The 26325-nt window shown below is 35.7% G+C and carries 27 protein-coding genes; 12 read left to right on the forward strand and 15 right to left on the reverse strand.

The genetic code is table 11. The features are described from left to right. Positions 1-64: 64 nt before the first annotated feature. Positions 65-1060, forward strand: coding sequence for a tRNA dihydrouridine synthase DusB (gene dusB / locus QUH73_RS15030; RefSeq protein WP_289531260.1), 996 nt, complete (start codon positions 65-67; stop codon positions 1058-1060). A gap of 153 nt (positions 1061-1213) precedes the next feature. Here the strand turns inward: dusB and QUH73_RS15035 are convergent, their stop codons facing one another. The 4 genes from QUH73_RS15035 to rbfA all read right to left on the reverse strand — a co-directional run bounded on the left by QUH73_RS15035 (position 1214) and on the right by rbfA (position 4241). Continuing rightward, the gene (locus QUH73_RS15035; RefSeq protein WP_289531261.1) at positions 1214-1861 is read right to left on the reverse strand and encodes a hypothetical protein; all 648 of its coding nucleotides are present in this window, start codon (positions 1859-1861) and stop codon (positions 1214-1216) included. A 9-nt stretch (positions 1862-1870) separates the two neighbouring features. Further along, on the reverse strand, positions 1871-2545 hold the full coding sequence (locus QUH73_RS15040; RefSeq protein ID WP_289531262.1) for a hypothetical protein: 675 nt from the start codon (positions 2543-2545) through the stop codon (positions 1871-1873). 96 nt (positions 2546-2641) lie between these two features. Next, a complete protein-coding gene (locus QUH73_RS15045; RefSeq protein WP_289531263.1) occupies positions 2642-3784 on the reverse strand; it encodes an ABC transporter permease in 1143 nt (380 codons plus the stop codon). 121 nt (positions 3785-3905) lie between these two features. Next, positions 3906-4241 carry a 30S ribosome-binding factor RbfA gene (rbfA, locus tag QUH73_RS15050; RefSeq protein ID WP_101311699.1) on the reverse strand — a complete coding sequence of 112 codons (336 nt, stop codon included), beginning with the start codon at positions 4239-4241 and terminating at the stop codon, positions 3906-3908. 166 nt (positions 4242-4407) lie between these two features. On the opposite strand from rbfA, the gene QUH73_RS15055 reads away from it, so the two are divergent. Both QUH73_RS15055 and trpS read left to right on the forward strand, forming a co-directional pair. Continuing rightward, positions 4408-4854: a YqaA family protein gene (locus QUH73_RS15055; RefSeq protein ID WP_289531264.1), complete on the forward strand. Its 447-nt coding sequence runs from the start codon at positions 4408-4410 to the stop codon at positions 4852-4854. A 153-nt stretch (positions 4855-5007) separates the two neighbouring features. Then, on the forward strand, positions 5008-5997 hold the full coding sequence (gene trpS / locus QUH73_RS15060) for a tryptophan--tRNA ligase (protein WP_289531265.1): 990 nt from the start codon (positions 5008-5010) through the stop codon (positions 5995-5997). 206 nt (positions 5998-6203) lie between these two features. Here the strand turns inward: trpS and QUH73_RS15065 are convergent, their stop codons facing one another. Further along, positions 6204-6761 (reverse strand): hypothetical protein, encoded by a 558-nt coding sequence (locus tag QUH73_RS15065; protein WP_289531266.1) that lies wholly within the window; start codon positions 6759-6761, stop codon positions 6204-6206. A gap of 606 nt (positions 6762-7367) precedes the next feature. On the opposite strand from QUH73_RS15065, the gene QUH73_RS15070 reads away from it, so the two are divergent. Beyond that, on the forward strand, positions 7368-8120 hold the full coding sequence (locus tag QUH73_RS15070; protein ID WP_289531267.1) for a lysophospholipid acyltransferase family protein: 753 nt from the start codon (positions 7368-7370) through the stop codon (positions 8118-8120). Here QUH73_RS15070 and QUH73_RS15075 read toward each other — a convergent pair. The 3 genes from QUH73_RS15075 to QUH73_RS15085 form a co-directional block, all read right to left on the reverse strand. Beyond that, entirely contained in the window at positions 8117-10897 is a 2781-nt protein-coding gene (locus QUH73_RS15075; RefSeq protein ID WP_289531268.1) for a PAS domain-containing sensor histidine kinase, read from the reverse strand. The two genes, QUH73_RS15070 and QUH73_RS15075, sit on opposite strands and share 4 nt — an antisense overlap. A gap of 160 nt (positions 10898-11057) precedes the next feature. Next, entirely contained in the window at positions 11058-12131 is a 1074-nt protein-coding gene (gene buk / locus QUH73_RS15080) for a butyrate kinase (protein WP_289531269.1), read from the reverse strand. Between the two features lie 87 nt (positions 12132-12218). Further along, on the reverse strand, positions 12219-12422 hold the full coding sequence (locus QUH73_RS15085) for a hypothetical protein (RefSeq protein WP_289531270.1): 204 nt from the start codon (positions 12420-12422) through the stop codon (positions 12219-12221). An 81-nt stretch (positions 12423-12503) separates the two neighbouring features. Between QUH73_RS15085 and hemN the strand changes: the two genes are divergently transcribed. Continuing rightward, positions 12504-13868: an oxygen-independent coproporphyrinogen III oxidase gene (gene hemN, locus QUH73_RS15090; RefSeq protein WP_289531271.1), complete on the forward strand. Its 1365-nt coding sequence runs from the start codon at positions 12504-12506 to the stop codon at positions 13866-13868. A gap of 319 nt (positions 13869-14187) precedes the next feature. Then, positions 14188-15051 carry a phospholipase A gene (locus QUH73_RS15095; protein ID WP_289531272.1) on the forward strand — a complete coding sequence of 288 codons (864 nt, stop codon included), beginning with the start codon at positions 14188-14190 and terminating at the stop codon, positions 15049-15051. A 184-nt stretch (positions 15052-15235) separates the two neighbouring features. Here QUH73_RS15095 and QUH73_RS15100 read toward each other — a convergent pair whose 3' ends face one another. Then, positions 15236-15943, reverse strand: coding sequence for a DUF5715 family protein (locus tag QUH73_RS15100; protein ID WP_289531273.1), 708 nt, complete (start codon positions 15941-15943; stop codon positions 15236-15238). Positions 15944-16486: 543 nt separating this feature from the next. On the opposite strand from QUH73_RS15100, the gene QUH73_RS15105 reads away from it, so the two are divergent. The 4 genes from QUH73_RS15105 to QUH73_RS15120 all read left to right on the forward strand — a co-directional run bounded on the left by QUH73_RS15105 (position 16487) and on the right by QUH73_RS15120 (position 18496). After that, positions 16487-16642 (forward strand): lmo0937 family membrane protein, encoded by a 156-nt coding sequence (locus QUH73_RS15105; protein WP_289531274.1) that lies wholly within the window; start codon positions 16487-16489, stop codon positions 16640-16642. Between the two features lie 162 nt (positions 16643-16804). Next, a complete protein-coding gene (locus QUH73_RS15110) occupies positions 16805-17287 on the forward strand; it encodes a universal stress protein (protein WP_289531275.1) in 483 nt (160 codons plus the stop codon). 58 nt (positions 17288-17345) lie between these two features. After that, positions 17346-17807, forward strand: a complete 462-nt coding sequence (locus tag QUH73_RS15115) for a hypothetical protein (RefSeq protein ID WP_289531276.1) — start codon at positions 17346-17348, stop codon at positions 17805-17807. A 302-nt stretch (positions 17808-18109) separates the two neighbouring features. Continuing rightward, entirely contained in the window at positions 18110-18496 is a 387-nt protein-coding gene (locus QUH73_RS15120) for a hypothetical protein (RefSeq protein ID WP_289531277.1), read from the forward strand. A gap of 170 nt (positions 18497-18666) precedes the next feature. On the opposite strand, the gene QUH73_RS15125 is transcribed toward QUH73_RS15120, so the two are convergent. Continuing rightward, entirely contained in the window at positions 18667-20121 is a 1455-nt protein-coding gene (locus QUH73_RS15125) for a glycoside hydrolase family 30 protein (RefSeq protein ID WP_289531278.1), read from the reverse strand. A 436-nt stretch (positions 20122-20557) separates the two neighbouring features. After that, positions 20558-21493, reverse strand: a complete 936-nt coding sequence (locus QUH73_RS15130) for a proline dehydrogenase family protein (RefSeq protein WP_289531279.1) — start codon at positions 21491-21493, stop codon at positions 20558-20560. 258 nt (positions 21494-21751) lie between these two features. Between QUH73_RS15130 and QUH73_RS15135 the strand changes: the two genes are divergently transcribed. Both QUH73_RS15135 and QUH73_RS20930 read left to right on the forward strand, forming a co-directional pair. Then, positions 21752-21889 carry a hypothetical protein gene (locus QUH73_RS15135; RefSeq protein WP_289531280.1) on the forward strand — a complete coding sequence of 46 codons (138 nt, stop codon included), beginning with the start codon at positions 21752-21754 and terminating at the stop codon, positions 21887-21889. 427 nt (positions 21890-22316) lie between these two features. After that, the gene (locus QUH73_RS20930) at positions 22317-22637 is read left to right on the forward strand and encodes a group II intron maturase-specific domain-containing protein (RefSeq protein WP_442913420.1); all 321 of its coding nucleotides are present in this window, start codon (positions 22317-22319) and stop codon (positions 22635-22637) included. A 172-nt stretch (positions 22638-22809) separates the two neighbouring features. On the opposite strand, the gene QUH73_RS15140 is transcribed toward QUH73_RS20930, so the two are convergent. From QUH73_RS15140 to QUH73_RS15155, 4 genes are all read right to left on the reverse strand, one after another. Continuing rightward, on the reverse strand, positions 22810-23589 hold the full coding sequence (locus QUH73_RS15140) for an MBL fold metallo-hydrolase (protein WP_289531281.1): 780 nt from the start codon (positions 23587-23589) through the stop codon (positions 22810-22812). A gap of 195 nt (positions 23590-23784) precedes the next feature. Beyond that, entirely contained in the window at positions 23785-24438 is a 654-nt protein-coding gene (locus QUH73_RS15145; protein ID WP_289531282.1) for an HAD family hydrolase, read from the reverse strand. A 259-nt stretch (positions 24439-24697) separates the two neighbouring features. Further along, on the reverse strand, positions 24698-25924 hold the full coding sequence (locus QUH73_RS15150; protein ID WP_289531283.1) for a Shedu anti-phage system protein SduA domain-containing protein: 1227 nt from the start codon (positions 25922-25924) through the stop codon (positions 24698-24700). A 192-nt stretch (positions 25925-26116) separates the two neighbouring features. Beyond that, positions 26117-26325, reverse strand: a 209-nt coding sequence (locus tag QUH73_RS15155; protein ID WP_289531284.1) for a hypothetical protein, incomplete at its 5' end; no start/stop codon positions are given.

The following is a 26325-nucleotide window of genomic DNA, read 5'->3' on the forward strand; positions in this document are numbered from 1 at the left end:
TTCGACTTTTAAAGACTATTAAGACTTTCTATTATCTTTGTTGCCTGATAAAAAAGAAAAGAAAGTGAAGATAGGAAATCTGGATTTAGGAGATAGGCCGGTATTGTTGGCACCAATGGAGGATGTTACCAATCCGCCTTTTAGGGTTTTGTGCAAGCGTTATGGAGCGGATTTGATGTATACTGAATTTATTTCGGCGGATGCATTGATTCGTTCGGTAAACCGTACCATGAAAAAATTGACCATTTTGGACGAGGAACGCCCTGTTGCCATTCAAATTTATGGTAAAGATGTTGATCCAATGGTTGAGGCTGCCAAGATTGTTGAAGCTGCCAATCCGGAATTTTTAGATTTGAATTTTGGCTGCCCGGTTCGTAAAGTGGCCACTAAAGGAGCTGGTTCGGGCATGATGAGAAATGTACCGCAGATGCTGAAAATTACCGAAGCAGTTGTTAAGGCGGTAAATATCCCGGTAACGGTAAAAACCCGCTTGGGTTGGGATGAGGATTCAAAGATCATTGTTGAACTGGCAGAACAATTGCAGGATGTGGGTATTCAAGGCTTAACCATTCACGGCAGAACCCGGTGCCAAATGTACAAAGGGGAAGCAGACTGGACTTTGATTGGAGATGTGAAAAATAATCAGCGCATGCACATTCCAATTATTGGAAACGGCGATATAACAAATCCTGTGAAAGCAAAGGAAGCTTTTGATAAGTATGGAGTTGATGCAATCATGATTGGTCGTGCTTCGGTGGGCAAACCATGGATTTTTAGAGATATAAAGCACTATTTTAATACAGGTGAATTGTTGCCTCCTGCAACAGTATCGCAACAGGTGGAAATGCTAAAAGAGCAAATTGATGCTGCCATTGAGTGGATTGACGAAAAGCGCGGTATTTTGCACATGAGAAGACATATGGCAGGCATGTTTAAAGGCTTGGTGAATTTTAAGCCAACCCGGATTGATATGCTTAGAGCCAATCATTATGCCGATTTAATGCCGATATTGGATCGGATTTCGATGGAATGGGGCAACCTCCAGATAGATGATGAATAAAAAGAGGGTGTCCGAAAAGTTCAATTTTATTGTCATTCTGAGCTTGCCGAAGAATCTTTATGTTTGAATAATAGATGTTTCGTCCCGATAGCCATCGGGATCGCTCAACATGACATTTCCAAGGGAAACTTTACTTTTCGGACACCCTCTTTGTTATTTAATAATTTTGGGAAGTTCTTTCACGAAATAGTCAGGATTGAAAATTTCATAACTTTCAGTTCGCCTGCTCCAGTACATCTCCACTTTTTCGAGATATGCATTCTGTAATTTCCGAATCTGATCTTCATTCAATTCAAGTTCCGCCGTGAAGGTGGTGAATTTGTATTTCGGATATTCTTTCGGTTCAAAATCTTCAGCATACTGTAGTTCAATACTCTCTCCGTTCGAAAGGCTAAACTGCATTTTCGATTTTTTGGTGATGAATCCGAAAAAGCGAAACCCTTCTGCATCCATAATTTTCCAATTGGTTTTTAGTATTACTTTTCCCTCTTTAGAGATGATCTGAAAATCAGCTTTGACCTGATTATTGGTATCCGAGAATTTATTTAATTTTTCGCTAATGCCTTTAATAACAGTCTGAGATTCCAATTCAGCATCAATGATTGTTACAGGCTTGGCAATTTCTTCTTCAGATTTGATTGGAACAACAGGTTTTTCTACCTTCTTAATTTCCTCGTATTTCCAGGTTCCGTTATCAAATAGCAAAACAACTTTCCCTTCGGGTGTTCTTAGTTTTAGCTGTGCATTTATCTGGCTGATTGTACCTAAAAATAGAATGGCCAGAATTAGAATATTTTTCATACAATTGATTTATTCTGTGATTTTCGGGATTGCTTTAATGAAATAAGAAGGATTCACAACCTGATATTCTTCAGCTCTGCGGCTCCAATTCATTGTCGCTTTCATTACAATCTTGTTTTGAAGTAATTTAAGCTGATCTTCAGTTAAATCGAGTTGGGCAGAATAAGTAGAAAATCCATATTGACTAAATTCCTTAGGCTCAAATTCATTCTTGTAAACCAAATCAACAATTTGTCCTCCAAGTAATTCCAAGCTTAGTTTGCTGTCTTTTTTAATAAAGCCAAAGTACGAATAGGCTTCGCCAGTCATAATTTTCCATTCGGTAGTAAGGGTCGCTTTTCCTTCTTTCGAGCTGAGAATAAAATCGCATCGGACAATATTTTTATCCTTGAAATATTTTAGAAGCTTTGCGCTTGGACCTTCAATAAAAGTGATTTTTTCAACATCAGCTTCTTTTAGTACAAGAGGTTCATTTGAAATTCTTGTTTCCTCAATTGCAGTTTGTACTGTATTTTCGGTTTGCTGAGCTGGGTTTTCTCCTGAAACACTTACATCAGCATACTTCCATGTGCCGTTTTCATAAAGAATCACAACTTTTCCTTTCGAAGTAAGTGCGGTTTCCTGCGCGTTACCCAGTAAGGAAAAACCAAATGCTAAAAAGCAAATAACAATAATCTTTCTCATTTTAATTTTATTAAAAAGTTCTTATTGAAATGGACAATTTGTCCACTCAGAAAATTAAACGGTATAGTGGGTAGTTTGGTATCCTGACAATCCAAATTAATTGAATTGCAGGAAACGTTTGGTGATGTAACGAACCGGATAGCGCGAAGCAGCATAGCCAATTGAAACAACAGTTGTAAAGATGATAAAAATATCGGTAAAATGAATATCAACGGGATAGGAATCCATTATAAAAGCTCCGTTTCCTGATAGAGTAATCAAGCCAAATTTTATCTGTAAAAAGCAGATGAAAAGACCTAATCCTACACCAATAGCTGCACCTAACAGAGAGATCAGCCAACCTTCAAGCAGAAATATTTTTTGAATTGTTTTTTCTTCAGCCCCCATGCTTCTTAGCGTGGCAATGTCGTGTTTTTTATCCAAAATAAGCATGGTTAACGAACCAATTACATTGAAGGATGCAATGACAAGAATGAAACCTAAAATAAAGAAAATGGCCATTTTTTCCGATTGCATCATTTTAAATAGAACATCGTGCAGTTCGAATCGGTTTTTCACCTGAAAGTCATCGCCTAAAAGGGCTTGAATTTGTTTCTTTACATTTTCTACTTCATCCTGATTTTTAATGGAGAGCTCAATACTACTCACCTCATTCGTGTAGTCGAATAATTTTCTGGCAAAATTCAGAGGAACCAATACATATTGAGAATCAAAATCTTGTTGAATGGTAAAATATCCCGAAGGATACAGATACTCAGTTGAAAATGCATCCATTGGGTTCAGTCCCAATTTTGCATTGCGTTTGGGCACATAAAACTTAATGTAATTGGTAAAGGTGAGACCAACACCAAGATCCAGGGCAACACCGTAGCCAAGTACTGCGAACTGGTGTTTTCCACTATTTAGCAGAAATTTTCCCTCAACCATCATGGTGTCAATACCTGTCATTAAGGTAAACTCCTCATCTACACCTTTTATGATTGCGGGTCGTTGTTTGTTTCCGTATTTAAGAAGGGCATTTTCTTCCAGAACTTCGGAGTAGAAAACCACATTTTCCATTTTCCTGATTTGCTCAAAAGTAGAATCAGGGACAAAGGTTTTGCCTGTACTTGGAAGAATTTTTAAATCAGGATCGAAGCTGCCAAAAAGGTCACGAATCAATCCATCAAAGCCATTAAATACCGAAAGAACAATTACCAGAGCCATAGTTCCAATTGCAACACCAATAACCGATATCATCGAAATGACATTGATTACATTCTGTTTCTTTTTCGAAAACAGATAACGCCTGGCAATATGGAAGGGAAGGTTCAAGTAATTTACATTGACTTAAGAGAAGTTCTGCTGTTTGTGAGCTGTATTATGAAAGCAAGTTGCTTATGTTTTCGATATAATCTAACGAATCGTCAACAAAAAATGCCAGTTCAGGAACTATTCTAAGTTGTTTCCCAACCTTATTTCCAAGAATTCTGCGAACATTCTTTGTGTTCATCTTAATTAATTTCATCGTCTCTTCAGTTTCACTCGAAGGGAAAATGCTAAGATATACTTTTGCAAGCCCTAAATCCGGACTTATTCGAACAGTAGTAACCGAAATCATTTTACCACCAAAAAGATTTCTCGATTCCATCTGAAATATCTCACTTAAATCCTTTAGCAGCAATCTTGAAACTTTGCTTTGTCTTGTAGTTTCCATAAATAATTTTCTATTTTTTTTACAAAGATAGAATAAAAGTCTGTAAGAGTGGAAAAGTAGTAAAAGTCTTGAAAAGTAAAATGTGGATGGAATTAAATTAGTGCACTTTCCTTTCTTATTAATTCATCAGTCTTAATTTATAATTGAATAGCTACCTTTGCGCCTTATGGCTGATTTGTTTGAATATGGATATTGGGGATTGTTTGTGGCAAGCTTTTTAGCGGCTACCATATTGCCGTTTAGTTCCGAAGCCATTTTAAGCCTTTTTGTCTATTCTGGTTACGATATATCTGTAACCATTGCTGTTGCCAGCCTTGGGAATTGGCTGGGAGGGATGTTAACCTACTATTTAGGTTATTTGGGAAAGTGGGAGTGGATCGAAAAATTTCTTCGCATAAAGCAGGCTAAAACCGAAAAAACAATATTATTTCTTCAGAACAAAGGAAGTGCACTGGCCTTTTTTGCTTTTCTGCCTGTTGTTGGAGACATTATTCCTTTGGGATTGGGCTTATTGAGAAGTAAGCCTGTTTGGGTAGCTCTTTTTATGGCGGCAGGAAAATTGTGCCGGTATATTGTTTGGGCGTGGATTACACTGCAAATAATTAATGCATAAGCAAGACAAATAGGAATAAATCTTTTTCATATTAGCAGATTACCGCTATTTCAGGCCCTCAATATTTTTTTTGTTCGATTCGTTTCATAATTTTGGGGGATAATTTTTTAAAGTATAAACGGCTCAATGTAAGAGCCATTAATAAATCAGATCATGGATACAGTAGTTAGTGGAATTCGATCTACAGGAAATTTACACCTGGGGAACTATTTCGGAGCGATAAAGAATTTTGTGCAAATGCAGAACGATAACAATTGCTTTTTCTTTATAGCTGACTGGCATTCCTTGACTACACATCCGACTCCTGCTGATCTTCACGCAAATGTGAGAAGTGTTTTGGCCGAATATTTAGCATGCGGAATCGATCCTGAAAAGGCAACTATTTACGTTCAGAGTGATATTCCTGAAATTCCTGAACTGTATTTGTTGATGAACATGAATGCATATCTGGGAGAATTGGAACGAACTACTTCTTTTAAAGATAAAGCACGTAAAAGCCCTGAGAATGTGAATGCCGGTTTGTTAACCTATCCGGTTTTAATGGCGGCAGATATTTTAATTCACAAAGCGCAAAGAGTGCCGGTGGGGAAAGATCAGGAGCAGAATTTGGAAATGGCCCGTAAATTTGCAAAAAGATTTAACAATACATACGGCGAAGAAACTTTCCCAATTCCTCAGCCTTATTCGTTCACCGGAGAATTTGTGAAAATTCCTGGATTGGATGGATCCGGGAAAATGGGTAAATCGGAAGGAAATGCAATTGGCTTGGTCGAAGATCCAAAAGAGATTCGTAAAAAGGTAATGAAAGCAGTTTCGGACAGTGGTCCAACGGCTATGAATCAGGAAAAACCGGAAGCAATTCAAAACTTATTTACCCTAATGGATGTGGTTTCGACCAAAGATACTTGCGATTTTTTTAACGATAAGTATAACAACTGTGAGATTCGTTACGGCGATTTAAAAAAGCAGTTGGCCGAAGATATCATCAACTTTACAGCGCCCATAAGAGAGCGTTTTCTTGATATCTCTCAGGATGATGCTTACTTAAGGAAAGTAACTCAGCAAGGAGCAGAGAAAGCCCGCGAAAGCGCAGCTAAAACCCTTGAAGAGGTTCGCAGATTAATAGGTTTTCGTAAATTCTAAAAAGTACGATTATACAGATATAAAAAATGCCATTCCGTAAGGAGTGGCATTTCTTTTTCAGGGCGTTTCCCTTCGGGGCGGGCTTTCCGTTTTTACTCCTCGCTAATTTTATTGCTTCGCAAACAAAAAGCTGTGGGGTATCACTTCTCCCGATAGCTATCCCTTAGGTTTGCATAGCCAAGGTAACTGTTATATACATCTGTATCCTAGTTTTTACCACCACCAAGGTGGAATCCCAGCTTAATAGATGTGTGGTTGAAATCGTTAAAACGTTCGTTTTGGTTAAAAATCATGTTGTACTGCAGAGTCAAATCCAAATGCCCAAAACTGACACCAATTTTTGGAGCAATTCCAAACTTCGAACCCAGCTCAATTTCCGTAGTATTGTTCATTATTGTTTTGCTAATGGATCCTAACTCATAAATTCCAATGTCTACACCAGCAAAAGGGCGTAAATTACTGGTACTTACGTAGTAATCTATAGTTGATGCATAGCAGCTTATTGCTGATACATCCCGAAAATCGTCATCGGCAGCACCTATCGCAGTACGTTCATATTTTACACCTAACAGCAGGTTGTCATCCATGTGAAATTTTGAATTTACATAAAACCCGATACCAGCATCAAGTTCATTGCCACTGGGATTTGCAAAAGTTGCTCCCATATCAATACGAAAAGATCTAAAAGAGCCATAGCCATATTGTGCCTGTGCTATTCCAATAAACAGGGTGCAAATGATTATAAGACCAAGTGTTTTTTTCATAAGTAATAAGTTAATTAGCTATTTTGTTATTTTTAATAAGTGGAAAATTGTTTTGCCTTCTATTGATAATGGATATGCAGGTTGTTTTAATTTTATTGTACTGCATGAGTTCCGTGTTACGGGATATTTAAAAATAGGTTTATAATAAAAGCTTAATTTTTATGTGAAATATATCACAAGTTTAATTCTCCGGCACTGAGTAGGCGTAATTATTTATGGTTATTAGATTATTGTTTTTCAGAGAGTGTGATTTCTATGCGTTTACATATGCCTAAAATTTTTTAGTCTCCGTTCGCCTTTTAAATACGGACATCGTGCGAAATTTTAGATTTTTGATAATTTTGATTGATATTGGCAGAATAGCAAATATAAATAGGAGGTTTAGTGCCAAACTAAAACAGGGCTGGAATTTAGTTGATCAACGAAGTTGTATTTCTTAAAAAAGAATGAAATAACTTAGAATTTAGTTCTGTTTTAGCGATTCAAGATAATAAAGCTTAATTTTGCTTCATTAAACAGTAGGTAGAATTTTTGGGTTACTAGATGCAATCAAGTAGTTTTGCCTAACTTAATGTATGTAATTACAATCAAACTTCGATTTTTAAAATGAATATATTAATATTTCCAATCAGATTCTTATACAAACTATATTTCTTTCTTTATTTTGTAATAACATTATTGCTTTTTTATCCGGTATTTAAGTATTTGTTATCCAAAAAAGAACGTTTCCCAAAGGCTTTTAAGGTAATAAAAGTATATGCAAAGGTCTGGCTTTACGGATCAGGAATATTTCTTCGGGTGAAGGGAAGAGAGAATATAATTACCGATCAACCTTTTTTAATCTGCTCCAATCACAGCTCTTTTATCGATCCTGCAACATTGTATATTATTTTCGATCAGTACTTTGTGTTTACAGGTAAAAAAGAGATTGAAAAATGGCCTTTGTTTCACATCTTTTATACTTCCGGGATGAATATTTTGGTAGACAGACACAATCGTTTGGGGGCGCTTAAAAGTTTCAAGAAAATGATGGATGTAATTGCAGAGGGCTATCCATTGGTAATTTTGCCTGAAGGAACGATTCCTCAAAATGCTCCTAATTTGGGAGAATTTAAACCTGGGGCTGTATCCATCGCCATTCAAACGGGGATTCCGATATTGCCAATTACGCAAACCACCAATTGGAAAAGATTACAGCGGGGAACTATGTTTAAAGGCAATGCGAGTCCTGGTATTGCCGAGGTAATTATTCATCCGCTAATTCCAACTACAGGATTGACCAAACAAGATGCGGAAGCATTATCGGAAAAACTTCGGAACGTAATTAATGAACCATTGCAGGAAAAATACGGTATTTAGCCTTTAATAGGAATTGTGAAAAAGAACTGAGAACCAACAGCTTCTTCCGATTCCATCCATATCTCACCTCCGAGTAATTCTACATAGGCTTTGGTTATTGATAAGCCAAGACCGGAACCTTCAATTGCTTTCGCATTCTCAAGATCTACTCGAGTGAATCGTTCAAAGATGCTTTTTTGTACATTTTGTGGTATTCCGATTCCGGTATCTTTTACAGAGAACTCCAGTAAATCGTTCTTTTTTATACAGCCAAATGTAATTGAACCGGAATTTGTATATTTTATGGCATTATTAATTAAGTTGGTAAGAATAGAGGTCAACATTGTGTGATCAGTGAAGATGAGGGATTCTTCAACCGGCAGTATAGATCTAACCCTTAGTTTAATCTCTTTTTTATCAGCCTCGGGCAAGAAGAAAAGGAGTTGATTTTTGAGTAATTCTGTTACATTAACTTGCGAGATGCATTTAACTATTTGATTGGTTTCAATTTTCGAAATTTCAATAATAGCATTAATTGTTGCAAGCATTCGCTCACCGCTTTGGGATATTATTTTAATGTATTTTTCGCGTTTTTCGTCACTTATTTTTGGTGCACTTAACAAATCGGCGAACCCAAGGATACCATTCATTGGAGTCCGGATCTCATGACTCATATTGGCTAAAAAAGCTGTTTTCAATTTCTCACTTTCTTCCGCTTTTTCCTTGGCTGTAATTAGCTCATTTTCAATGTGTTTTTGTATGGTTAAATCGATGAAATTTGCCAGAAAGTCATTCCCCAATACAATTCCGGATATTAAAATTTGTTTAATACTTCCATCCTTACAGGTTATATCGTATATATCCGGAGTAATGTCTGTTTCATTTTTTATTCCATAGTCAACGGCTTTTTTCCAGTTGTCCATTACCCATTTTCGATATTCAGGATCAGGATATGCCAATTGCCACCAATTATCTAAGTGAGGAATATCATCCAGAGTATAGCCGAAAGTATTCAAAAAGCGATCGTTCAGGTATTTAATTTTACCGCTTGTGATGTTCATAAGACTAATAGGTATTGGAACCCGCTGAACAAAAGTTTTAAATTGACTTTCACTCTTTATTAATGCCTTTTGTGCTTCCTTTTGATCGGTTATGTCCCGGTGAACCAAGACAATGTGGGAGACTTTTTCAAAGTCATTTTTTATAGGGTACACACGGGTTCTTAGCCAGCGACTTTGGCTTTTATAAACAGAACCTGCTTCAATTTCTGATTTATACTGATAATCAGGAATATCTAGTGTTTCTCCGGCATAAGCACGCTTGATATAGTTTAACATGCCCGTTGAGTGAACCTGAGGACTTTTAAGAATATTAAATTTGAATAAAGTTATTTTTTTAGGGAATTGCCAAAGTTCTTCGTATGCTTTATTAACAGAAATTTGTAATCCATTTAAATCATATATTTCCACAGTAAATGGAGATTGCTCCATTAACAGTCTGTATCTTTCTTCGCTTTCTTTTAGTTTATCTTCTGCTTTTTTTCTTGCAGTGATGTCTTGAAAAACACAATAGGTTTGCTTAAATGAGCCATCGGGATGGCAACCGGTGCAGCCCTGTAGCGAGATGTATTTATATTGCCCTTTTTTGTGTCGAATCTTAAAGTGAACATCATTCACATAGCCACAATCCTTAAATTTTGGAAAATTGAAATCAAAAATATGCTGCCAATCAGGATGAAGAAATTCACCGTAATTTTTGCCAAGTACATCCTCTTTATTGTAGCCTAAAAAGTTTAGCCAGGTATTATTAACATCAATTATAAGGCCATCGCTATCTAAGGAGTGATAGGAAAGAGGAGCATTGTCGAAAAGAGTTTTGTATTTTTTCTCACTTTGTTTTAAGTTGTGATAATAACGCATGCGATTTATTGTATCCCCCAATCTTCTACTGATTTCAATAAATAATTTTTTTTCAAGTTGAGTCCATTCCCGTATTTTTGAGCACTCATGAACTCCAAACAAATAGTTTGTATTATTTATGTTTGTTACCGGAACAATCATTTCAGATTTAATAGTAAGCTTTTTAACATAGGGCTTGCTTTCTTCTGATTCTAAATAGGTTGAGGTGAAAACATCATTGGCGGGGTATTTTCTTTTTCCCAAAAGTTCTTGTTGATAATTAGTGATTAATTCGCTTGTGTCACTTATTGGAATGCATTTCATCTGGGATTTAACAACCTCAATAGGTGGCAATTGAAACTCCTTTTTTGTATCGATAGAAGTGAGAAAAAAGGCACGATCGGTTTTGAATACTTCCTGCACCACATTCAGTACATCAAAAATCATTTTTTTTATGTCTTTTGAAATAAGGGTAATCTGGTGTATTTTCTCAAGTGTATCAATGTAGGTGAAAAGATTTTGTTTCACCTCAATTTGTTCAGATATGTCCCGGGAAATACCTATTATAAGTTTGCTGCCGTTTTCATTTAACAAAGATATACTAACTTCAACGGGGAATGTAGAACCATCTTTTCGTTTGTGATAGGTAGTTAGTTTGTAATGTTTTTCACGATTCAGAATTGAGAAAAATTCGAGAACCTGCTCCTTGGTTTTGTATTCAGCATCAACATCATAAATAGATAGAGCAAGAAGCTCTTCTTTTGTGTATCCCAAATTAGTACAAGCCTGTTTGTTAACTTCAATCAACTTCCCATCAAGATTGGACAAATACATTGCGTCTCCTGAATTAAGGACTAATGATTGGTATAAATTGGCGTGCTTTTGGTCGGGGATGGTCATTGCACAATTCTTTTGGTTGAATTCTCACTAAGATACAAAAAAAACCTGCTAATCTGTTGTCTTGCAGCTTATTTTGTTGCATTCAATGCAATTGAATTCTTTGTTTTGCAGAGCTGATTATACATAAATGAACTCTATTAAGTAAAGGAACATTTTGGTATTAATATTTCAAGGCTAACTCTATCCCGTCAATTGCCCGAAAAGCACCTTCGGCTAAAGCTTCCATTTCATTTTCTCCCGGATAAACAAAGAAATCTGTAAGGTCTGAAACATATTCTTTTAAATCAGAAATGAAGTGCTCCGAATAGGCCACCCCACCAGTTATGATAACTCCATTCGCCTTGCATTTAAGAGCAACATGGTAAGCACCAATCTCTTTGGCTATTTGATAGACAAAAGCATCGTAAACCAGTTGTGCTTTTTCATTGCCTTCATCAATTAATTTGAAAACATCACGTAAATCATCAACACCTAAGTAGGCTTTCAGTCCACTATTTTTACTTAGCAATGTTTCAACCTCTTTTCGAGGCATGGAGTAACACAAATCCATAACGCCACGACTAGGCAAAGCTCCGGCCCGGTTAGGCGAGAAGGGTCCCATTCCCATTAAGGCATCGTTTACATCTACAATTTTGCCGCCATCAATTGCAGCAATGGAAATTCCACCACCCAAATGAGCAATTACATACTTGGCCTTTTCGAAAGGGATATTTTGTTGTTTTGCAATTTTACGGGCAGTCATTTTCATGTTTAAAGGATGCCCTCTTCTGTTTCGTTCAATGCCCGGCACACCTGATATACGTGCTTTTTCCCAAATGTTGCCCGCAGAAACAGGATCAACCGTAAAACTCTCATTCAGATTAAAATGTTTAGCCAGTTTATTGGCCAGCATACTTCCCAAATTTGAGGCATGATCGCCATATTTTCCAGTTTTGGCATCTTCAAGAAAGCTGTTGCTGATTTTGTAAGTTCCACCTTCAAGAGGTTTTACAATGCCGCCACGACCCACGATACCAACCACAATTGCATCCTTTTTTTTAAACATTTTGTCCAATACGGCTTCTACCATTTGGTAGCGGTATTCAAACTGATCGGTAACCTTATGAAACTGATCCAGTTCCTTTTGCGAATGGCGAATAATATGTTCATTAATAAGCTCTGATCTGTTGTATAATGCGATTTTAGTAGATGTTGACCCCGGGTTGATTACGATGACAATTTCCTTTGAATTCATAGAGTTGGAGAGTTGAGTTTAAGATGTGATTTTTGAAAGTACGAAAAGAAACTTAATCATGAAGTAATTCAAATTATTTTTTGGAATTTAAGTAGTGGTCAATAAGCCTTTTTTACTTTTCTCCATATTCTGTATCATATTTATGAATTCAATGGACTGCTGAGCTTTTTCAGGAATCTTCAGATATTTTGCCCATTTTGTCACAAATCCCTGCATTTTTTTAAAGATAAATGCTTCCATATCCAAAACACGATAAAAATCGATGAACTCGCATAATTGCAAAGCTTTCATGTATTTGTAAAGGCTTTCGGGAGCGTTATCTTATAAAAAAAGATATATTTGTATGGTATTAATTCGAAAGAAGGTTTAGTTATGGACAGAGAATTATTAATTGAAAAATATAATGTACCAGTACCTCGGTACACAAGTTACCCAACGGTTCCTTTTTGGGGAAATCAGCGACCGAAAGCAGGAGATTGGCTGCAGGTTGTGAAAAGGACTTTTGATGAATCAAATACTTCCAAAGGAATTAGTATTTATGTTCATTTGCCTTACTGCGAAAAACTCTGTACCTACTGTGCCTGTACAAAAGTGATTACCCGTAATCATGGTGTAGAAGATCAATACATAGATGCTTTGTTGAAGGAGTGGCAAATTTATCTGGATACCTTTCAGGAGCAGCCAATTATTCGGGAGCTTCATTTGGGAGGTGGAACGCCAACTTTTTTCCATCCTGAAAATCTGAAAAAATTAATCAATGGCCTGAAAAAGAATGCAAAACTGCATCCTAAGCATGAATTTAGCTTCGAAGGCCATCCGAATAATACCACCTGTGAGCATTTACAAGCTTTGTACGATGTTGGATTTCGCAGAGTGAGCTTTGGGGTTCAGGATTTCGATCCTGAGGTACAAAGGGTAATTAACCGTCCTCAAAGTTTCGAAACGGTTAAGGAAGTAACCATAGCTGCCCGTGAGATTGGTTACCATTCGGTAAACTTCGATTTAATTTACGGACTTCCAAAGCAAAAATTGACTTCGGTGAGTGATACTTTTGAGAAGGTAGCCGAGCTGAAACCCGATCGGATTGCTTACTATTCATACGCTCATGTGCCCTGGAAAACCAAAGGACAGCGGATATTTACCGATGCCGATATTCCGGATAGTGCAGAAAAACGTGCATTGTACGATTTGGGAAATGAGAAACTGGCAGAATTGGGCTACAGCGATGTAGGAATGGATCATTTTTCATTGCCTCACGACGAATTGTACATTGCCCGCGAAGCCAAGCGGCTGCACCGTAATTTTATGGGATACAACACTTCGCATACCGAATTGTTAATTGGTTTGGGAGCTTCTTCCATATCAGATGCTAAATATGCCTATGCACAAAATGTAAAGCTGATTAAGGCTTACGAAGAGGCCTCGATGAAAAGTGAGCTTGATTTGGAGAAAGGTTACTTCTTAAGCGATGAGGATGTGATTGTAAAGCGTGCGATATTGGATATTACTTGTCGTAGGGAATTGCTTTTTACAGATGCTTTAAAAGCATATTTGCCGGAAACGATTAAAGAGGAATTGCAGGTGTTAGCTGATGAAGGAATTATTACTGTTGATGATGAAAAATTGGTGGTAACCGATTTGGGTATGATCTTCCTAAGAAATATTGCTAAATTGTTTGATAACAAACTTCGTTACGCAAAAAGCGGAGAGAATAATATGTTTTCGAAGTCGATTTAAAGCAAGAATAAGATAGAAAAATCCGGTAGTTGCAATTGATTACCGGATTTTTTATGGGTTTTATTTTGCAACGAACAAATTAGAGCCATTTTTACTTGATTGGTTGTTCATATTTTCTTGCTGCCAATCAATTTGTACAACAATAAAAGATTACATATACTTTATAGATTATAAAACACTTATATTAGGTGTACCAAAATGCCGCTTAATTTTAAGTAGTAATCTGCATCCGTATTTTAGGATGCGGCACAGAAAATGGGAACGAAATTTCGCAAGGGAATTCAGCAAAGGTTCGGCAAAATCTTCTAAAACAATCACTATGAATTATGAAAATTATGCAAAGAACGTTCTCCTTTTTGGTCTGTTCCTGGTTATCTGTACCCTGTTCCAAAAAGTGAATGCACAAGAACTGACGAAAGAGGAATTCAAGGATTCGATTGGTAAAATACCGTATTTTTCTATCCATAAGGATAATTATTTCATTTCGGGCGTTCCCACCAATACGAGCATCAACAGGAATACGGCCAACGCAAAATACCAGATCAGTTTTAAGCAGATGATCTCAAGACATATAATGCCTTGGGACACTTATCTTTTTATGACCTACAGTCAAACGGCTTTTTGGGATATTTATGCGGAATCTTTACCCTTTAAAGCGATAGACTTTAACCCTACGATAAGCGTAGGCAGGGCTTTTTTTGATAAAAACCATAAACTGAAGGGCTTGGGTGTTTTGAGCTTAGAGCACGAATCAAACGGAAGGGACAGTATTTTCTCCAGAAGTTGGAATAGAATTAGTGTGGAATACACGACCAAAGTTAGTAGTAGGATTTCGGGAAAGATAAAAGCTTGGATACCATTTGGCTATAAATCAGGCAATCCGGATATTCTGGATTATCGGGGGCTTGGGGAACTAGAGCTTTCCTACGAGGCCGTTCCGAAACAACTTTACTTCGAAATTATGATGAGAAAAGGATTGAAGTGGGAGTTTACCGGTACTCTTCGTCCCCGAATTTATTATAATCCTTTCAAGAACAGGTCAAACCAGTATTTAATGCTGGAATGGTATGTTGGACAGGGAGAAGGTTTGGCTAATTACCAGAAATCTGTTAGTATGGTTCGATTAGGCTATGTAATAAAGAGCAATGAACTGAATTTTCTGAAAAGGAAAAGGTCGAGATAACTTATAGCCAAAAGATACTTTCGTTTCAACTTTATAGGATATTGAACCAATTATAATATTTTTTTAAAAATACTAAGCATATTTTTTTCTGAAATCTTAGAGCACGGGCACTATTAACTTGTGAGGAAATTAATTTATTCAGCTGAGCTAAAAGGGGAATCAATTGTCCGAAAAGTTTCAGAAATTACCTTACAGTTACATGAATGCATTTTGTTTGACCTTCCAAAAGAACGTAACATTTACCCTCATCCTGCATTTTAATTAATACGCGCAGTAATACATTTCGAAGGCGGTAGGTATAAACAGGTTTACTATTCCCTCTTTCAAAAAAACGTGTTTGCGAAATATCAAAGGTTCGGCCATAATAATGCGATGATTTATTTGGCGTAGCGTTTACATTGCTTCTGCGCAGCGATTTTTGATCTGCCAGGGTTCGTAATATGGATGTAACTGAAAACCGATATTTTCTCATTCCCAATTCTTCGAGTTGCTCGCAAAACTCTTCACCAAGCAGCTCTAAAAATTCTACGGCTGGTTCTTGCAGGTAAGGAAGTGAATTTGTTAAATGGGGTATTTCGTAGTACTTGTTGTCGGTTATTTTGTCGAGCTGATAACGGTTGCCAAACTCTTTGGCGTTTGTTTTATACTCGTCTTTTGAAAGCAAAGGCTTTTCCAACCCTTTGCTTCGGGCTACCTCAAGATGATAATTGTTATTATAACGGCGCAAGGCTCTGCTTTCATCTTTTGTTAGTATGGGAACAGGGATCTGGGCTTCGGTTTTGCCTTTAGGGCTTAAGCTTTTGACAAAAAATAGTAACAATATAATGGCTGCTGCCAGCACAGCAAGTAGCAGCGCTTTACGAACTTTAGGTTTTAATTTTCTTTTAGTCATCTCTAGGTTTTACGCACACAAAGCTAAAAAAAACAAACTTTATTTAATTTACAGACTGTCCTTTATTTTGTTGTAGGAATACTATCAGTCCACTATTCTTTCAAATGATGGTTTGCATTTTATGGTGTCATGAGCGGTTACGAGGCTATTTCCTGTCAAACCACGATGGAGTCGAGTGGACTGCAAGCTTTGATAGTTTTTCGTTGTATCTGAGTTGTTTATTGCAACATTCTTTACAAGTACATTCTACCTTATCTAATTTACAGTCAGATATATTTGTATTCTCCAAAAGTGTGAATCATGTAACTAACACACAAAATTATGTAATGATTTATTTGGCATTTAGCCCGATCTTTATAAGGTAAAATATTATTCACAACTGTATGGTCATTTGTGTCAATAAAATCTCACAACCTAAACATAACTTAGCTAAAGAGAAATTGGAATGAGCAGAAAATAATCTCAAAAAGAAATTCGCAGCAACGATATAAATTGGGTGAAGATTTTGCAACTATAAATGATAAACAGACTAAAAAACAAATTATGGGGAATATTCTTTATGTCATCGCGGTATTTTTGCTTATAGCATGGGGCATAGGCTTTATTGGTTATAATGCAGGTCAAATTATTCACATTCTTCTGGTAATTGCAATTATTTCAGTTATTCTGAGACTTGTTCAAGGTAGAAGAAAAATGTAATAAATTATTTGCAGTACATAATGCAATTAAAACGTTTAATCGCTTTGTGAAAAATTACAGAAAATAGGGAGTGTCGCCACCGGCATCCTTTATAATTTCTTAAATGTACTTTTTCAACTTTAATACACAATAATTAAATTTTATTTAAAACACCTTCGCTACATGAAAACACTTAAAATGAAAAGGGTTATGATTGCACTTGATTATGATCCAACAGCACAAAAAGTAGCTGAAATAGGTTTTACTTTAGCTGCAGCAATGAAAGCTGAAGTTATTCTGATGCATGTAATTACCGACATAATATACTATTCATCTGTGGCCTATTCCCCAATAATGGGATATACCGGTATGATGGCCATGAATCAAGTAAAAAAGGACAGTGCTGGAAGTTTAATGAATGCTTCAAATCATTTCCTTGATAAAATAAAAGATCACTTGGGTGATAAGGATATAAAAACCGTTGTTCAGGAGGGTGATTTTGCCGAATCAATAATAAATACGGCAAAAAAGCAAAATGCCGATATTATTGTAATGGGATCGCATAGTAAGAAATGGTTGGAAAATATTCTAATGGGAAGTGTGACTGAAAAAGTATTGCAAGAAAGCATTGTTCCGTTATTTATTGTTCCTACTAAAAAGCGGTAACAATCTCTTTTGGCTTGAATAGAGAAATAAAATAATTAACAAATTAAGATTCAAAACAATGAAAAATTCAATTTTATTCCTCGCGGGTATCTTCTTATTGACTGTCGCAATATTTTCCGGTTGCCAGTCATCCGACAAAAAAGTGAAAAATGCAGAAGCTAAAGTGCAGGATGCCAAAAAGGATTTGGTCGATTCAAAGAAAAACTTGTACGATATAAGGCTGGATACTATTAGTAACTATGAGCAATTCAAAATAGAAGCTGAAAAGATAATTCTTGCTCAGGAGGATAACATTAACGAAATTAAGGACAAACTGGCAAGTGAAAAAAAAGAAATCAATGCTGATTATAATAAAAAGTTGGAAGAGTTGGAAAACAAAAACAACGAATTAAAAAAGAAACTGGAAGACTATAAAGATGATGGACTGGACAAATGGAATGGTTTTAAAAATGAATTTAACCACGACATGAATAAATTGGGTAAAGCTTTTAACGATTTAACAGTTGAAAATATAAAATAAACATTTGATATTTTTAAATAAATTGAAAGATTATGAAAAATCTACTATATGTAATTGCTGGATTATTAATTCTAATCTGGATAATTATTTTTAAACCTTCATCAAGTGTTCATTTATGGCTTGTATTAGCGGGTCTAATTCTTTTAATCAGGATTGTATTCGATAAAAAATTATCAAATAAAAAATAAATTCAAATTGTAATCATATGAAACGTCTATGACAGGGATATTTTGACACACAGAGGCATAATTATTCCAGCATGGTAAGTTCCATATGGCAAATCAAAAACAAATTATAATCATATGAAAATCTCTAAGAAAAAATTAGGTGTTTGGATGGATCATACCATAGCTCACATAATAGAAATAAAAGAAAATACAATTGCATCAAGTACAGTTGAATCCTTATCTTCACAAGGCGAAAAACAAAACTTTGGTAAGGATGAAAGTCTGAAACACAATACTGAGCAAGATCAGCTTTCAGAATTTTACAAAAGACTAAGCACTGTTATAAGGGACTATTCAGAAGTAATACTATTTGGGCCAACCGATGCTAAAACAGAATTGTACAACTTATTAAAAGAGGACAGTCAATTTAATAACATTACTATTGACATTGAAACAACTGATAAATTAACAGAAAATCAGATGCATGCTTTTGTTAAAGAATATTTTGCAAAAGTTAGCTGACCACAAAAAAATGAATAGTGCTTCCAATCATTTAGTAAGCAAAGCTCATCGATTTACCAAATAGTGGCAAACATCGTATCCTGAACTGGTAAAATACTTTGAGGCATTAGGGTAAAAAAAACATCCTGAGCCAAAGCCTGAGATGTTTCTGCAGCAATTACCTGTTTTTATTATTCATATTGTTTTGCAGGCAGAACAATGGTTGAAATGGAACGGCCCGGCGATTGATAGTTGATTCTTTTGTTCTCAACATTTAGCTGCGATTGTTTTTTGCAGTTGCCATTTTCGTTGGTGCTGTATAGTTCAGCGCTGTTGGCAAGGGTTCGAAAAGCAGACAAATCGAATTGGAAGTTTTTTTGTGAGTCTGAATTGTTTACTGCAACAAGAACCAGTTCAGTTTTTTGAGGATTAAGGGCTGCCAGTACATCGCTATTGTCCGATTCAATGATATGATATCCTTGCTTAATAAATCGGGTAAACTGCATGCGAACGTAAAAATTCTTGACAAGATGGTAGGTTTCGTTTTTAAAATCAGCTCTAAAAAAACACCATGTATTGTTGTTTTCTTCCATCATCTGCCAATCGAGCCAGGCTGTTGGTTTCAGAATTCTCATATCGGCAATTAATTTCTGAGCCAATTGCAAATTAGTACCCAAATCAGTCGAAGAGTAGTCCGACGGACCTGTTTCGGATTGCCAGAAAGGCTTATCAAGGCGGCGCACAAGCTGGCTGACTTTTTTTCGTTCTTTGTCGGAGCCATTGTATGTATGCGTATTCAGCTGTCCCAACAGATCAACAACATTTCCATCTGCAATGTATTCCTCCAATTCGGTAATAAAGAGAGAAAGATTGGTTTCGTCGCAGACCGAAATTACGGTAGCAAGATGAGATTTTTTAAGCTTTGGATATAGAATTTTCAGAAGCTTAATTTGAGACTTTACACTAAAATGACAACCTTCCTGACTTCCCAAATTGTTCCAGTAGCCGGTTAAGGGTTCGTTGAAGGGTTCAAGTGTTTTAAATTCAATATGGAGTGAATCTTTGTAAAATTTGCACACATCAATTAGGTAATCGCAAAATTGATTGTAATACTTACGATTCAAATTGTCGTGCAGAGCATTCTCATTTCCTGCCGAACAGCCACTATATGTCATCCAATAGGGAGCCGAGTTCGAAAAAGCTTCAAAAACAGCATCGGGTCTTTTTTCCTTAATTTTCAACATGATTTTTCTTTGTCCTGCATCAGCAGACCAATCGTAAGGAGAAGTTTCACTTGCCTTAAAACCCTGCATTTCGGCCCGAAGGCCTTTCCCAAAAGCCATGTGCCCGGGTGTGTTTTCGGTAGAGTAGTGTGCAGGATTGTCACCGCCGCCAATGTTATAGCGAAACACATTCATGTTTAATTCGTTGGGTGATGTAATGTAATTTACAATCTCATCAATTGCTTCTTCGTTTTGCCATTGCCCAAGCATGTGCGCCCACCAGCATAAGGACGATCCCCAGCCCTCAACAGTTTGCTGTTCTTTATCCGGCGATATTTTAACTAAGCTTTGCGATTGTACCGATACACAACTAATCAGTACTGCATAAAGCATTATCAGGCTTGTTTTTAGTCTGTTGTTCATTTCTTTTTTTTAGTATTCTCAGATCGGGCCAGGGCATTCCGGCAATAATTTTGCCCCGCTTTTAATTGCCGGCTTTAAATTTATCAAATAATAGTAAACATATGTGTTTCTATATCCCGGATTGGTAAAATACGTTGAGGCATTAGGGTAAAAAAAACATCCCGGGCCAAAGCCTGAGATGTTTTTTCTGTTTTTTTCCTGTTTGTTGAAATTACCGTACAGTTGCATGAATGCACTTTGTTTAACCTTCCAAAAGAACGTAACATTTGCCTTCATCCTGAATTTTAATTAATACGCGCAGTAATATATTTCGAAGGCGGCAGGTATAAACAGGTTTACTGTTCTTTCTTATCTAATAATGTAAATATAAAGGTGGTGTGAAAGCCTCTCCCTGCTAGTGATTACTAGCGGGTTGGGCTATTCGACTAGGCATTGTTTATTCAACTATATCATTAAGTGCTCTAAATAAATTTAGAGGATATTCAGCTATTCGATTACATAAGTATAAATACCATTCATGACCATATACAAAATACAATTTCGTCATATAGCCCTCTTTTTTCAATTTGATAAGTTGTTCTGTTTGGATTCCATAAAGACTCTCAAATTCGTATAATTCATTATCTGGATTATACTTATCTATCAATATTTTTGCTTCTTGTTGAATTTCGTGATGATGCGTAGCTATAGAGCATTTATGGTTCTTAGATAAAAGCTGGTCAACATAGTCCAAATATCTGGCATCTAGCTTTTTTCCTCTTGGAATCGAATGTCCTTCAGGAGTATAGAAGGCACCCTTGACTATTCTAATCCGTCCGTCCTCTCGGATTAAGTCTTGAAAATCATCTTTTGATCTGTATAAATAAGCTTGTAGTGTAATAGCTAAATTAGGGTACTTTTTGGAAGCTTTTTTATAAGTTTCTATCACCATATCAGTTCTTTCAACTCCTTCTGCACTTATAATAATTTCGATATCATTCTGAGCAGCTTCACATATTTGGTATAATTTATTTAGACAAAGATCCGATGAAATAGCTAAACCAATATGTGATAAGTCTAAGGAGATTGTTGAATTCAGATTTTGCTTTCTAATTCCTTGCACAATTCTTATAAACTCTTGAGTAGCTTGATTAACTTCATTTTCTGTTTTAATATTCTCCCCCATAAATTCTATGGAACACTTGAATCCATTGTTATTTTCTTTTAAAACTTTTGGAATCGTTTCTTCCAATGTTTCACCACCTATATATCGATTTGCCGCTTTTCTCAAAATTTGATATAAAGGTTTGTTGTTCAAAAGGTACTCTTTTGCATTTTTATCAAGAGCTATTTTTTTTAAAGCACTAGATCCCATTAATAATAATTCGTCCATAAACTTTCCTTTCAATAATGCCTAACGTTGATAATAAGAGGCGTTGGCCGATTAAAAAAACCGAACCTCCGAAATACTACTTAGCCGTAACTTTTGTTTTGGTTATAATTTATTCTTTTCACTAACCGATACAAAAGTTTCGGCGATTTTATTTAAAGTGCTAAACTTCCGAACTTATGCTGACAGCCTATGCCCTTTATTTTTTTTTGTGCCTTGAATGGTAAATTTAGTAAAAGTTCTTTTGTGTAGTTAATCATTATGAAAGAAAGTCCGGAGGGTGTAGGTCCCTTATGCATTGGGGTTACTCCTGGAAGCATTAGTCCCGAGGCCTCGAGCAGGTGGTTGGGCTACGGCGAAGCCATCATGAACGCCAGAAATAACACATATGGTGAATAAAGTCCAATTTTAAGAACGACCATTACGCTTGAAAGGTTGAAAAAATGGGTTATTGTTTATATTAATTAGGAAGTAGTCCACTCTTCAATCGAAAAGTATACCACTATTTATTCACAAGATGAACAAAATTTGTTCATTGCAAAATGATAAGTATGTATACAAAACAGGAAATTATCATCCGTAGTTATCGTCCTGATAAGAATGCCATTGCAGCTGTGAATGAAGTCAGATACTTACAGCGCTAAAGCAACGTCTGTCAGCATGTGGCTTAACTGCCCATCCTGAAAAGACGAAGTTAGTGTATTGTAAGAAATCAGGTAGAAACCGAAAGGGTTATCCCGTACAATTCGATTTTCTTGGATTTAGTTTTCGTCCCATACATATGAAATTGAAACGGGGCGGAAGCTTTCTTCAATTTGATTGTATCATGAGTCGAAAATCAAAAGTGAGACTTACCCGTGTTCTGCGCGATTTAAAATTTCACAATAAAAGTCAGCACACAATTCAAGATTTGGCAATATTGCTCAATCCTAAAATACGTGGCTGGTTAAATTATTATGGAAGAATTCATCGACGGTGCATGAAACCCGTGTTTTATTATCTACATCATCGTCTGATAAAGTGGATATTGAACAAATACAAAGGCTTTAAGCGTAGCAAGGTGAAAGCTGTGAGATGGTTAAGGCGTATCTGTAATTGTTATCCCAATCTATTTTATCATTGGACATTAGGCTATCAGTTAACCTAAAATTGAATTGACTGCATAATAAGAGCCGTATGAAACGAAGTTCGGCGAAGCCAATTGAGAGATTCACGTACGGTTCTGTGAGAAGTTAGGGGTGAATTGAAAATCGACGAAGTCAAATTCCCCTAGCTTACTCGACTATGGGCTGGGTTTTATTCTTTCAATCCATTCAATATTAAAGTCTTATCCCAAAATTATCGTATGTAAATATTCCACTCCCGTGTTTTAATTTTCCTTTTTCGTACAATTCGGAAAAAGCATTGTCCATATCTTTAATAATCGACAAAGGAACATTCAAATCGTGATGTGCAGGGAAAATTTTCTTTATCGGTAGCGACAACAATTTTTTTATTGAATTCATATAAGCAATAGGGTCTGTTGACGGAAAATCTGCAAACAATACATCCATATAAATCAAATCTCCGGTATATAAATAGCCCTTATCTTTTTCAAAAAAGCACATATGTCCCGGTGAATGTCCGGGAGTATGCAAAACCTGGATTGTTCGTCCTCCCAATTCAATTGTATCGTTATCTTTTAGCAGTCTTGTCGGAATCCCTTTAAAAAGGTTGTAATCGTTAACATCAAAATCTTTTGGGAAATCGCACGGTTCTTCTATCAAAAAGTTTCTAACCTGTTCTATAGTCAATGGAAATCCTCCATTTATCCATTCAGTTTCTGCTTCGTGTACATAAAAGTCTGGAAAATATTTATGTCCGCCAAAATGGTCATAGTGTACGTGTGTTGTAACTACTGTAACAGGTTTATTTGTCAGTTTTTGAACTTGCTCCAAAATATTTTCAACTCCAAGTCCCGTATCAATTAATAAACATTTCTCTGTTCCATTTAGCACATAACAATGAGTTTCTTCCCAATGTTTATATTCACTTATTATTGATGTGTTGTCATCAATCTTTTCAATTGTAAACCAGTCGTTTTTGTTGTTAGTAATCATTCTAATTTCTCCTTTACCTGCAAACTGTTTTATAATTAACGTGTTAAAGGTTCCATTCTTTTCAAGTTGCTAAGCTGGAACACTGGTTTGAACCTATTGTTTTTAATGCGCCATCGGTGCAGAATAAAGCACAAAAGTCACGTATTCACTTTTTAACCTATACATTATATAAATATTAGTCGCAGTTTATATTTTTTATTCAAATAGTCTTTTATCAACTTCTGCAAAATTTCTTATTTGCTGATAGCTCCAATCACTATAATCATCATTATTAGAATTTACAATTATAATTTTTGCAACTTTTGCATTTTCTGCTGATTTTATTCCTGAAATAGAATCTTCAAAAACAAGCGTTTCATTTCCTGATAATCCCATTACATTCATAGCTTTATTAAATATTTGAGGGTCAGGTTTACTCTTCATTTTGCCATTGTTAAATATCACTTCTGTCCTATCAAAAAAAGAATCCAGTTTTAAATGGTCAAAATAAAAATCTACATTATCAATTTCGGATGCTGTTGCTATTACAAAAGGTATATTTTTTCCTTTGAGATAATTAAAGAAATCTATTGCCCCAGGTGCTAATTGCATATTTGTTTGCAAACATAGTTCTTGATATATTTTCTCTTTTTCTTTGCCAAATTTATTAATATCTTCTTTTAAAAGTTGCCTTTGAAATAAGCCGTTCAAGATATCTCTATTGTTTTTTCCGTGTATTTTCTCATTTTTTTCTTTGTCTGACAATTTTAAATTATGTCTTTCTAAAAAAATATCCCACGCTTTATTGTGAAGTGCAGTATCCCAAAATAATGTTCCATTAAAATCAAAAATCACACCTTTTATTTTCATAATTTCCTATATATTTTTTTAAAATCTGTTCTTTTTATCGTTCGTAAATTTGACCGTTGCCCATAACGGGCTTGCCATGTGTTTTGCGGGCTTTCGAAGCATTTCACTTTCAAATCTGCATTTAGCCAAAACTTTGATTTAAATTAATTCAAATTATAAATTGACAAATCAAAGATTTGGCGGTGTTACAACGAAGAACTGCGATTGATTTACCCGCTAAACCCCGCATTACATATAGCTTTTGTTGTAGCCAGTTCCTTTACATATAAAATTGAGAAACAACTCCATCTGTTAGATCATCAAAGGTCATAATTTCAATATCCCTATAATCATCAATTATTTCTTTCCATTCATCACTGGAAAATTCCCATCTTCTACCAACCACTAAAACTCTTTTTGGATACCTTACTTTAATACCATGTTTTTTCTCAACCCAATTCCTGTTGTTTGGGTCTTCAAAATATTCTTTATAAACTCTTGTTTGAGAAATGTAGGAGTTAATTTCTGCCGAAAAGGTTTCTCTATTTGTCCTTCCAACTATTGTATGAGATTTTAATTTTGGAAGTTTAAATTCAACAATATCAGCGTAACCATTGGGTCTTACTATAAAGAAGTCAGGTTGAATGCCCTTTCTATTTTCAGATTGCCATTCACAGATCAATTGTGGATGAATTTCTGTTGCTAAAAATCCCATTGTTAAAATGAAAAGGTTTATATGTTTCTCCAAAAAACTAGTTAGTTGTGTTTCACTTGTTTTATTATTCCCAATTAGTTCCAAAAAACGATTAATTTGAGGAAGTTTTGTGAATTTAAAATCTTCCTTAGAAGGTAATGGATATACAAAGTGTGCATCATGTTCAATTAATTGACTTATTTCATTTAGGGAAACAGTAATCGAATAGGCTTCGTCTGTTTCATCGGTAATCTTTAGAGGGAGAAAGTCAATCCATTTTATGTGCCTAGTTTTTAATCCTGTTTCATCTGCATCAAAAAACCGCCCATTAACAATTCTACAAAACTGTCCTTCTTGAATATAAAAACCGGGAGAGTTTATTCCCATTATGGAATTCTGTGCCATCCAATTCCATTTAAGTTCAATTAGTTTATCCATGCCTCTATTAGTAGGCAAAACCCAATCATCAGAATAAGGAGGTAATGGTAAATTAAAATCCCCCATAGTACTATCATATTTAAATCCTATTATATCTTCGAACAGGTTAGTTTCTGAGGCTGTGTAGTCATAATAAGACACTTTGACAATTTTATTACTTGGTAATTTATTCGTCGATTCTTTCCCAAAATATTCAATAGCTAAATGTGTCTTACCTATGTAAAGAACAATTTGATCCTGTTCAAGAAGCAAGGCTGGAAATGTCTTTTCTAATTGAGGTTGCTCTTGTAAATATTTATACAATGGATGCCAATATTTTTCACCTATACCATTCATTAAAGACTGAACAAAATCGTTCCCTTCTAGTGGTTCCATCTTAAGTTTATCATTTAGTTTCATTTAATTCTGACTAACAGAAATTTCTCACTTTTAATCACCTCATAAAATCTCAACCGTTAGTTTGAAAAATAAATGGTTTGACTATAGGGGGAATTGGCTACAACGTTTGGCGGTAAGAAATCGTTGCGCACTTAAAAGCGTTTCAGTATCAAGCCGCTAAGCCGTTTATTAAATGTTATAATGTTGCAATTTAGCGCTTTCTGCGCAATGTTTTTTACCGCGTGTGTGTGCCTTGAATGGTAAATTTAATAAAAGTTCTTTTATAATGTTAAGTTTTATAAAAGAAAGTCCAGAGGGTGTAAGTCCCTTATGCACTGGGGTGACTCCTGGAAGCATTAGCAAGTGGCAAGGTGGTTTGGGGTGACCCATGCACTGAA

The sequence above is a fragment of the Labilibaculum sp. K2S genome (assembly GCF_030372765.1).
GTDB lineage: Bacteria > Bacteroidota > Bacteroidia > Bacteroidales > Marinifilaceae > Labilibaculum.

Coding starts and splice junctions, on each gene's coding strand:
- QUH73_RS15035 (WP_289531261.1), bottom strand. CDS start 1,861: ATGAAAAATATTCTAATTCTGGCCATTCTATTTTTAGGTACAATCAGC.
- QUH73_RS15040 (WP_289531262.1), bottom strand. CDS start 2,545: ATGAGAAAGATTATTGTTATTTGCTTTTTAGCATTTGGTTTTTCCTTA.
- QUH73_RS15045 (WP_289531263.1), bottom strand. CDS start 3,784: ATGATATCGGTTATTGGTGTTGCAATTGGAACTATGGCTCTGGTAATT.
- rbfA (WP_101311699.1), bottom strand. CDS start 4,241: ATGGAAACTACAAGACAAAGCAAAGTTTCAAGATTGCTGCTAAAGGAT.
- QUH73_RS15055 (WP_289531264.1), top strand. CDS start 4,408: ATGGCTGATTTGTTTGAATATGGATATTGGGGATTGTTTGTGGCAAGC.
- trpS (WP_289531265.1), top strand. CDS start 5,008: ATGGATACAGTAGTTAGTGGAATTCGATCTACAGGAAATTTACACCTG.
- QUH73_RS15065 (WP_289531266.1), bottom strand. CDS start 6,761: ATGAAAAAAACACTTGGTCTTATAATCATTTGCACCCTGTTTATTGGA.
- QUH73_RS15070 (WP_289531267.1), top strand. CDS start 7,368: ATGAATATATTAATATTTCCAATCAGATTCTTATACAAACTATATTTC.
- QUH73_RS15075 (WP_289531268.1), bottom strand. CDS start 10,897: ATGACCATCCCCGACCAAAAGCACGCCAATTTATACCAATCATTAGTC.
- buk (WP_289531269.1), bottom strand. CDS start 12,131: ATGAATTCAAAGGAAATTGTCATCGTAATCAACCCGGGGTCAACATCT.
- QUH73_RS15085 (WP_289531270.1), bottom strand. CDS start 12,422: ATGAAAGCTTTGCAATTATGCGAGTTCATCGATTTTTATCGTGTTTTG.
- hemN (WP_289531271.1), top strand. CDS start 12,504: ATGGACAGAGAATTATTAATTGAAAAATATAATGTACCAGTACCTCGG.
- QUH73_RS15095 (WP_289531272.1), top strand. CDS start 14,188: ATGAATTATGAAAATTATGCAAAGAACGTTCTCCTTTTTGGTCTGTTC.
- QUH73_RS15100 (WP_289531273.1), bottom strand. CDS start 15,943: ATGACTAAAAGAAAATTAAAACCTAAAGTTCGTAAAGCGCTGCTACTT.
- QUH73_RS15105 (WP_289531274.1), top strand. CDS start 16,487: ATGGGGAATATTCTTTATGTCATCGCGGTATTTTTGCTTATAGCATGG.
- QUH73_RS15110 (WP_289531275.1), top strand. CDS start 16,805: ATGAAAACACTTAAAATGAAAAGGGTTATGATTGCACTTGATTATGAT.
- QUH73_RS15115 (WP_289531276.1), top strand. CDS start 17,346: ATGAAAAATTCAATTTTATTCCTCGCGGGTATCTTCTTATTGACTGTC.
- QUH73_RS15120 (WP_289531277.1), top strand. CDS start 18,110: ATGAAAATCTCTAAGAAAAAATTAGGTGTTTGGATGGATCATACCATA.
- QUH73_RS15125 (WP_289531278.1), bottom strand. CDS start 20,121: ATGAACAACAGACTAAAAACAAGCCTGATAATGCTTTATGCAGTACTG.
- QUH73_RS15130 (WP_289531279.1), bottom strand. CDS start 21,493: ATGGACGAATTATTATTAATGGGATCTAGTGCTTTAAAAAAAATAGCT.
- QUH73_RS15135 (WP_289531280.1), top strand. CDS start 21,752: ATGAAAGAAAGTCCGGAGGGTGTAGGTCCCTTATGCATTGGGGTTACT.
- QUH73_RS20930 (WP_442913420.1), top strand. CDS start 22,317: ATGAGTCGAAAATCAAAAGTGAGACTTACCCGTGTTCTGCGCGATTTA.
- QUH73_RS15140 (WP_289531281.1), bottom strand. CDS start 23,589: ATGATTACTAACAACAAAAACGACTGGTTTACAATTGAAAAGATTGAT.
- QUH73_RS15145 (WP_289531282.1), bottom strand. CDS start 24,438: ATGAAAATAAAAGGTGTGATTTTTGATTTTAATGGAACATTATTTTGG.
- QUH73_RS15150 (WP_289531283.1), bottom strand. CDS start 25,924: ATGGAACCACTAGAAGGGAACGATTTTGTTCAGTCTTTAATGAATGGT.